This is a genomic window from Nitrospira sp. BLG_1, from assembly GCF_047338595.1.
GTDB lineage: Bacteria > Nitrospirota > Nitrospiria > Nitrospirales > Nitrospiraceae > Nitrospira_D.
On sequence record NZ_JBLFBO010000123.1, the window covers coordinates 1 to 1,519 of the forward strand.

A 1,519-nucleotide genomic window follows, 5' to 3' on the forward strand; every position below is an offset into this window, starting at 1 on the left:
TGGGGTTCAAGACGAAGCCGACGTTGGCGCTGCAGCAAATTGAAGCGGCCTTGGCGGCGGGGTATCCGCACGGCGTGGTGCTGGCCGATGCCGCGTATGGGGATGAGACGGCCTGGCGGGAAGCGCTGGCCGGTCAGGGACTGCGGTATGCCGTCGGGGTGCGTCCGGGAACGACGGTGTGGTGGGGGGAGTGTCAGCCGTTGGAAGACACGAAGCCCAAGGGCTTGAAGGGCCGCCCACAGAGTCGTCTGCGGCGTGATGCCACTCATCAGCCGATGGCCATTTCGGCGGTGACCGGCGCCCTGGCGCGTCGATGCTGGCGCACGGTCACCTGGCGCCAAGGGACCGAGACGCCGTTGCGTTCGCGCTTTGCGCGGGTCCGGGTCCGAGCGGCCCACCGAGACCAGCCGCGAGAAGAGGAATGGTTGATCATCGAATGGCCACCCGGAGCTCAGACACCAACGCATTATTGGTTCAGCAATCTGCCTGCGACGATCACCTGGCAGGAGATGATTCGGACGGTGATGGGGCGGTGGCGAATCGAACGGGACTATGAGGAACTCAAGCAGGAGTGAGGGCTCGGGCACTTCGAGGGGCGGAATTGGCGGGGATTTCATCATCATGCCAGCTTGTGCATTGCCGCCTATGGGTTTTTGCTGGTGGAGCGGCTCTCCGGCAGTAAAAAAAACGCCGCTCGACTCCAGGCGCCTGCCGTTCCCACCAGGTTCCACCCGCGCGGGGCTCAGTCCGATGCAGCGGCACGTCCCGATGTCGATCGCGACCTGCCGATTTCGATTGGCGCGCGCGATTGCCCGAACACTACCGCGATGCCCATGCTGTGGCAGAAACCATGTCAAGCAATGATATTTATGACACAGTAGTATTAGATAGGGGAAGATCGATACAGATGAGCCAGATACGAGCATTTAGGATGATCGCCTTAGCCGAGGGCAGTTCATTTCTCCTGTTGCTGTTCGTCGCAATGCCGATGAAGTACTTGATGGGGATGCCGAAGGTCGTAACCGTCGTGGGGGCGATTCACGGAATCTTGTTTCTGTTCTATGTCGGCCAGTTGGCCAAGTTACGAACCACACATCAATGGGACAATAGGTTTTCATTCTATGCTTTTCTTGCGTCCATTCTCCCATTTGGACCATTCATGTTCGACAAATACCTTCGCGAGAAAGAAGTCGCCACAAACTAGCCAGCTACCACGGAAGCCCTTCATCGTTTGCTATCATATCCCCGCTCTTTCCACCGCTCCAGCAATTGAAAACGTTTCCGAAGCTGCTCAGCTGTCGCTTGATCGACACAGCTCCCTGTGCGCACGAGCAATTCTGCATTTAGGCGCCATAGCCACGCTCCTTTTTTACAGACCAAGTCCTCGGCTGCTCCCGTTCTGCATGAGCCCTACATTCTTGTTTGACATATTGATGCCTCATTGATATGTTCTGATGCATGCGTACGACGATTCGACTGGACGACCAGTTGCTCAAATCGGTCAAGCGATTGGCCCACG

At 57.7% G+C, this 1,519-nt stretch carries 2 protein-coding genes; both read left to right on the forward strand.

The annotated features are described in order from the left end of the window. The coding region (locus tag ACMTNU_RS20630; RefSeq protein ID WP_413937166.1) for a transposase at positions 1-575 on the forward strand (575 nt) is incomplete at its 5' end. A gap of 332 nt (positions 576-907) precedes the next feature. Then, entirely contained in the window at positions 908-1,204 is a 297-nt protein-coding gene (locus ACMTNU_RS20635; RefSeq protein WP_413937167.1) for a DUF3817 domain-containing protein, read from the forward strand. Positions 1,205-1,519 lie beyond the last annotated feature (315 nt).

What these genes read in the sequence shown, in the direction of transcription:
- ACMTNU_RS20635 (WP_413937167.1), top strand. Translation starts at nt 908, where the DNA reads ATGAGCCAGATACGAGCATTTAGGATGATCGCCTTAGCCGAGGGCAGT.